General features: G+C 42.1%; 6 protein-coding genes. 4 read left to right on the top strand and 2 right to left on the bottom strand.

Going from position 1 to position 7,171, the window contains the following annotated elements; translation table 11 throughout:
* The 3 genes from ACFVSN_RS44805 to ACFVSN_RS44795 all read left to right on the top strand — a co-directional run.
* Nucleotides 1–273, top strand: a 273-nt coding sequence (locus ACFVSN_RS44805; RefSeq protein ID WP_387959281.1) for a hypothetical protein, incomplete at its 5' end; no start/stop codon positions are given.
* 998 nt (nt 274–1,271) lie between these two features.
* A complete protein-coding gene (locus ACFVSN_RS44800; RefSeq protein ID WP_376230659.1) occupies nt 1,272–2,027 on the top strand; it encodes a hypothetical protein in 756 nt (251 codons plus the stop codon).
* An 11-nt stretch (nt 2,028–2,038) separates the two neighbouring features.
* On the top strand, nt 2,039–2,686 hold the full coding sequence (locus ACFVSN_RS44795) for a relaxase/mobilization nuclease domain-containing protein (protein ID WP_376296083.1): 648 nt from the start codon (nt 2,039–2,041) through the stop codon (nt 2,684–2,686).
* A 30-nt stretch (nt 2,687–2,716) separates the two neighbouring features.
* Here the strand turns inward: ACFVSN_RS44795 and ACFVSN_RS44790 are convergent, their stop codons facing one another.
* Together ACFVSN_RS44790 and ACFVSN_RS44785 are read right to left on the bottom strand one after the other, a co-directional pair.
* Nucleotides 2,717–3,394, bottom strand: coding sequence for a hypothetical protein (locus ACFVSN_RS44790; protein ID WP_376230662.1), 678 nt, complete (start codon nt 3,392–3,394; stop codon nt 2,717–2,719).
* Between the two features lie 354 nt (nt 3,395–3,748).
* Nucleotides 3,749–4,768: a protein rep gene (locus tag ACFVSN_RS44785; protein WP_376621148.1), complete on the bottom strand. Its 1,020-nt coding sequence runs from the start codon at nt 4,766–4,768 to the stop codon at nt 3,749–3,751.
* Nucleotides 4,769–5,333: 565 nt separating this feature from the next.
* On the opposite strand from ACFVSN_RS44785, the gene ACFVSN_RS44780 reads away from it, so the two are divergent.
* Nucleotides 5,334–6,434, top strand: a complete 1,101-nt coding sequence (locus tag ACFVSN_RS44780) for a hypothetical protein (RefSeq protein ID WP_376621139.1) — start codon at nt 5,334–5,336, stop codon at nt 6,432–6,434.
* Nucleotides 6,435–7,171 lie beyond the last annotated feature (737 nt).

The raw sequence follows: 7,171 nt of genomic DNA, 5'->3' as shown, positions 1-7,171 counted from the left end.
CCCTTCCATAAGGTCGTTTTTTTAATTAAAAGCCCTCAGAAACAAATCTGGGCATTCTCAGAGGTATTTCTCATTTCATCCCTCATGTTAGTATTAATAAAAAACCCGGAGGAACCAAAATTGAAAATCGAAACACTCTCTGAAGCAAAAAAGAAAATGAAAGAACTGCTCTCTGATCCGCAGCTCAACTTACCGCGGCATTATCCGGAACGAAGCCTCAAAGGAATCATTTTGCTCGATCAAAACAACGAGTTACACAAAGAATTAAAGTGACTTCATTGGGCTTTGCCCAAACCCACCAACGGACGGCCGTTGGATGCCAATATTTCAATCCCCCCAACCCCCCGATTCTTCGGGGGGCTCCCTCGCCGGTTGGCGTCAAACAAACGGGTTTGTTTGAGTGCTGAAAGGGTTCGGGTGGCGCTGAATGAGTCAACTCCTTAATCCTCCCTACGGTCCGGTTACCGTTGACTCACGCCAAAATCGCCCGCTTTCCCATTTAGAGATAAGACAGCTCCAGCGCTTTTCGGATGTATTCTTCTTCTGTGATTTCTCCATGAAACCGCCTTTCTAAAAGCTTTTCCTCTTCTTCAGTCAGCACTAAGCCCTCAAAGCAAAGGGTTGCTCTCACTTGTCTCATAGCCGTTTCAAAATCAATCATTTGTCTCTATACCGCAGGTTCAATCGTCAATTTTGTTCCATCAGGCAGAGACATTTTCAAGGTATTCAAAGCATCCTCCGCTTCCTCAAGCGTCTCAAATATATCCTCTCGTTTCTCTCCGTCTGGGTGTGTGCTCGTGAACGTAATTTCCGTCCCTTCCAGCTCGCCCACAATACGATATGTCATGTATTCTCCACCTTTCCTTTTTCTATCCATTCTACCCGTTGGCGGACAAGTCCGCCAATGTCAGGCGGGCGAATGAACTCGCCCATTGCCTGCCATAAAACCCAAGAGGGCTGAACAGGGTGAGCCTCGTTACTCTTCCCTGTTCAGCCCTCTTTTTTGCTTCCATTTCGGGTGCGAGACTCCCTGCCGGATCGTCCCGCAGCCCTCCATTTCAGCAAGCCATTTTGTCCTCGCTCGGAGCCTGCCCGATCTGTGGAAAATGGCATTCCCCGCACCTGTTAGGTGGGAGAGGCGGAGTTAAAAGTGTCGGACACAATGTTTCCGACACACTCCGCAATTGGGATGGCACGCCCTCCCCCTTGACCCCCACCGTCCGACACTCTAAAATTGAGCTAATCACTCAATTTTTGGAGGTCGAAAAACCATGGTCGCACGTCAAAAAGAATCCGTCCGACTCGATCCAGAAGTCGTTTCGCTCGGTCGCAAGCTCGCGAAAAAAGACTTCGGATCGGAAACCAAATTTGGACTGCTGATCGAACACGCCATTCGGGCGTATCACGCTCACCAAGTCCAACCTGTCGAAGCAAGCTCATTGCTGTCCGCAACCGAGCAAGCTCTGATCGACAGGATCGAAAAACGAGTTGAAGACATGGGAAAGCAAACCGTTGAACGAGTCGGAAATCTCATTGCCAAATCCAGTTACGAAACTACATACAGCAGTATCGTTTTGGAACACATATTTGATGACTATTTCGAAGATCACAACCCAAAACAACTCCGGGAACAGATGCGCAGCATTGCCGCCCAAAGAATGCGGACTCGACTAGATAAAGAATCAGCTGAAAAAATCAGCTCTCTTATGCAAGAAAACAAAAACCTAGAGGTCATGCAGGAAAAGTTAATCGACATGAACAGAGCACAAAAAGAAGAACTGGAGAAGTACAAAAAAGCCTATCAAGAACTGCGGAGGGACTATCAAGACGTCCAAGAAGAATCAAACAGCAGACTAAATCAGGTCGGTAACGCACACCGACAGAATGACCAGTTAGTCCAAAAAGTACGCTCTCTGCAAGCAGAATCATCTGAATATAAGAATCAAGTGGACTTTCTTGTTGCCAATTACAACCGACTCAAAAGCAATGAAAAGCTACTTGAAGAGTATAAGCAGGGGCGAAGATAATGGTCGCTCATGTGAAATCCCTCGGATTCGCCAGTCATAGCAAAGGCGGAAAGCCGATCACCCATATCAAAGAGCATATCAAGTACATAGAACTTGACCGGGATCATCACCGGACACCGCCGGAACTGTTTACAGCTGCGCAAGATAAAATTCAACGGATTGAGTTTTTCAAAAAGCTGAATGAACAGCCAAAGCGTGGCGTAGTCGGTCATAAACTCGTCATTTCATTAAGCGAAGATGAACAGGGACGGTTCGCCACCGATTTAAAAGAATTAGTCCGAGATACGATGAATCGCTTTGAGGGTAAACACAACGTCAAACTGGACTGGATAGCTGCCGTACACGATGACAAAGGACACCCTCACGCTCACATTGTCATCCGAGGATACAACCAGGACGGCAAACAAGTCGGCCTGTATCCGTCACACTTGAAGGATCTGCAGAGCTTTGCTGAACAGGAGAAAGAACGACAGTTTGAGAGATCCAAAGGCAGAAGCAAAAGCCGCGATTTTTTGAAGGAGCTTGCAGAGGAGATCGAGCTTGAACCATCTATCCCATTAACAGAAAAGAAACGCCGCCGGACTAAAGAGCAAGAACAGCAACAAGAAGAAAAACAGCGCCCTCAAAGACGGCGCCGTGATTACGAAATGGAACGATAACAAAGCAGGCTTCAAGCCTGCTCTCTTTCTTTATTTTGCTTTTACCCGAGTATTAAAACCGTCCTGCTTTTTCACAGTGATAACTTTCGTTCCTACTTTTCGTTTCTTCCCAGTCCAGTTTTCTAACTCGTACTGTGTTTGTGTAACTTTCCACTCTTTATTTCTTGTTCTGTATTGAGCCAAATACGTTTTTTTCTTGCTTAGCCCAGTATGCTGATCGTCAACAGATACCTGATATTCTTTCTTTATGTCAAAACCCACAAAAGCATCCATTACCTTTTTAGCAACCTTTAATTGACCCGAATATGAGTTTGAACGGGTTTTAGTGAACTTAATTGTAATTGAACCGGAATTCCCTGAGTTCCGTTCAACTAGCGTTTTCCAACCGCCATATTTAATACCTTGATAGTCTTTTCTTGTTGTCTCCCACCAAGTTGAAACAGCTTGTGTAGATGCTTTTTCATCATTTTGAGATTCTGGGATATAAGTAACGTCCACTACCTCATAGTCTTCATTGCCAGATACAGCTTGCTGAAGAACACTCCCCTCAGTAGCTCCATCGAATTCAGGATGTACATTCTCGGTGTCAATTGATTCTGAAGCCGATGCAGATATTGAGTAAATCGGTAAAGCCAAAACAAAAACCAAACTCAGCACCAACAATTTGCTAAACAGCCCTTTAAAACGCTTCCTTTGTCCTACTTTCAAAGCATAAATCCTCCTTCTTTATTTTGGCATTCCATGCTATTATACATGTAATTGACTGGAAATTCAGAAAATTTTTCAAAAAAATAGGAGGAAGTGTGTAATTGTGCGTATTAAATACTCGGTCATCTCATTGTTTTTAAGTCTTTTTTCCTTTTTTTTGCTTCAAGTGTTTGACCGTCTCAAAGACGTGATACTGATTGCTTCAACAGTCGATACAGAAGAAAGCACGATTGATCAAAGTCTGCTCGCCAGCAATTTAGTTATCATTCCTATCATCTTTTTGGTTTTAAGCGTCGTTCTTTATTACACTCTTCCAAAAGGAAAATAGCAGATTCCACAAGGGAATCTGCTTTTCTATTTGATTATGTAGTTCTTAATGCCAGGATGCCAGTAAGCCATGACCTCAAATGCGCCATTCGCAACCTCGTCATCTTCTTCCTCAATCTTGACCAGATCGCCGTCCTCCGCATCACCAAGATTCAGCTCTTTATGTATCTCCTTCAAAATACCGCCGTATCCGATTAACCTACGGGCTGCCAGCGCATCATCCAAATAAAACACCGTGTTCAGATTGTCTTCCGTCACCTTATTGCCGCGCACAACATCCGTATCCTTGACTGGATACTTAGAAATTTCAAGAACAGCTTTTTGCTCCATCATCGCTTCCCGCACGTCGTTTTCAATCTGTTCAGCGTCAATCTTGGCTTTACCTTTCACCCGACGAATATCAACAATTGGGGTGTAATCCAATTTCATCGCCTTTTTCCAAAGGCTTGTCCATTCCGTCTGCTTGATATAATTTTTGCCGAAATAACTTTTCTTTACAGGCAATAACACATGAAAATGCGGATGATATGTATCTTCTTCATGATTTTTAGTAATCTCTAAAGCTCTAAAATAGCCAAGTACCGCTGTATCGACCCTTTTGTATTTCATAAGTCGATTAAACCCTTTCATCATGTCCGAAATCGAAGGTTTCAGACTGTCACCTTTAACATTTCGAACGGTCAACGTGAGAAAAATCCATCCGCATCCATACTGACGATTAGCTTCTTCTACGATCAATTTATTGTGATAAGCAATTTTTAACGACCTGCGCCAGGCACACATCGGGCATAACCTCACTTTGCAAAACTGAGCTTGATACAACTTTAGTTTGCCCGTCTCCGGGTCTCTTTTAAACGAAAGACATTCCGCACAACTACACAATTTCTCAGCTTTTTTGCCATAGTAAGGTATACCTGTTTTGTTCTGTAAAGCTTCATAGTGCTCCGCCATAAGATTCGTCCGTCTTTTTTTCCCTTTCCAATCCCGCTTTTTACCTGTTGCGGTCTTATCCTCAAGGATGTTATAATTATGTTCAACTGAATTCAAACGAAAAAAACTCCTTTCTGTGCTAGTAATCTAGCGTTCTATTATTTGGCTTCGACACCCTAATAATAGCAGAAGGAGTTTTTATCTGTCAAAAACACTTTAAAGCCTTGACAGACAAGGGCTGAACCTGTTTTTTAAAAATCTTGTTGTTTCTATATAGTATCAAGATAAGAAAAGACCCGATTTCGGCTCCGCCAAAATCGCAAAAAAGGCCGGCAGAATTGCCGGTCTTTTTTTAAAACCCAAAACCTAAGATCAAAACCATTCTTCCCCCGTAGGGGGAGATTTTTTTTCAAAAAATCGGTCCTGCAGCCGCGCATTATTTTAGATATTCAATATCTTTAACAAGCCGCACGTCTCCACCTGACCAACACATGAACCTCCACACAGTCAACACATGACCTTTTCTTTCAACACGCAGTCAACACATCCAGTCAGTGACATTTCTATCTCCGGTTAACTTTTCGGAAAATTCTTCACATTCATTTAACAGTCTGAGATAATTCGGAATACAAATGTTTACATTTCTTGCAGTTATAAAGAATTAAGAAAGGATTGGTGAAAGTTGAGTACAATAGCATTCGAAGAAGTCGGACAAGCCATAAACGATTGGTACAAAATCATCAAACAACATGACTTTTCTAAAGCCGCAGCCATGAGGGAAGAGATCGAAAACACGTTTCCAAACATGAAAGAGAATCAAACCGTATTACTGTACTTCAACCTGATTGACTCTCGTTATAAGCTCATGACAGAGGATTACAACAAATCCGGCGAATTACTGGACAATCTGAAAGCCAAAGCCTTAGAAGATAACACCGATGACATGATTCACTATTATTTTTATTTTTTCTCCGGCATGTATGAATTTCATCAAAAGCGCTATGTCAAAGCCATCATGTACTATAAAATCGCTGAAGAACGCTTGAAAAAGATACCTGATGAAATTGAAAAAGCTGAATTTCATTACTATCTGTGTAAGGCGTACTACAAAATAAAGCAAAATGTTTTCTCGATGACCCACGCTAAAATCGCATACGACACATTTAAAGCGCATGAGACCTATAAAGAAAAAACGATTAACTGTGAAATGATGTTAGGAGCAAATAAGCTTGACTTGATGCTTCCTGAACAAGCTCAGGAACACTATGAGAACGCGCAAACTGCAGCAAAAGCAAACAGCTTCCGATACACCGAAAGTTTGGCTCTTTTTAACCTTGGTGTCTGTTTTGAACGACAAAAAATGTTCATCGAATCTTCGAACTGCTTCAAACAGGCCTTGAAAATCCCTGAACATTTAGAGTCGTTTGTCGCCGTCCGCTCCACTTATATGTTAAGCAAAGTTCTGTTTCAATTAGGGGCTTTCGATGTTGCCCTGACATGGTATGAAAAGGCTCTGAAAAAGGCCGAAGACGAAGGAGAAAAGGAGTATTTGGCGAAATTAAAACTTGCATACGCTTTGTATGCAGAACAAAATGACCCAGAGGTGAGGAAAAATATCGATATCCTCGAAAAAATGGAGCTTTGGACAGAAACAGCCGATCTCTCAATGGAAATTGCTGTATACTATGAGAGTAAGGATGACTTTGAAAAAGCCGCATATTATTTTAAACACGGGCATTTTGTCAAAAACAAAATTCTCAAAATATCGGAGGCGTTACTATGAAAAAAACCGCTCTGTTCAGTCTGCTAACTGTTTCAGCATTATTGCTGGCCACTCCTTTAGTAAACAATACAACCTCTTTGAGTAACCCCATTAAAATTGCCGAAGGGGCAGTAACCATTTAACACGGGGGTGTTATTGTGAAGAAAAAAACGATTTTGTTCAGTCTGCTAACTGTTTCAGCATTACTGCTGGCTTCTCCCGCCTTAACGAGCAGTAGCAAAATTGCTGAAGGTGGAGTCTCCATTCAAGAACAACCAGTAGCCATCTAACATGCAAACTCTTGAAAAAGCGTTCCCGCAGCTGAAAATAGACCGTCAAAAAGTCTGGACTTCAGCTGACAAATTAAAATCAAATAAAGACGGGGTTATCCTTTTAGACCGTTCTAACCCAGAACATCGGGATTGGTACAATGAATCAAATTCATCTAAAAGTGTTTAAATCCCACACTATCGGAGGCGTTATTATGAAAAGACGTACTGTCTTAATTACCGCTGCCATCCTTGGACTGCTTCTTGTATCAAGCAACCATTTCGGGACCAAGGAAAACGGATATTTAGGCATATCAAAGGATTTTCAAGTTGCTGAAAATGGTGCACTGGGCTAAAAATAAAAAAGCAGACTCTCAGAAGTCTGCTTTTTTATTTTAAAATGCTTTAAATGCCCTTATATTCGATTTTAAGGACATCCCCTTCCATAAGGTCGTTTTTTAAATTAAAAGACCTCACAAACAAAACTGG

This window comes from Kitasatospora sp. NPDC057904, assembly GCF_042887925.1.
Classification (GTDB): Bacteria; Actinomycetota; Actinomycetes; order Streptomycetales; family Streptomycetaceae; genus Kitasatospora.
This window is presented reverse-complemented; position numbering and strand designations above follow the sequence as displayed.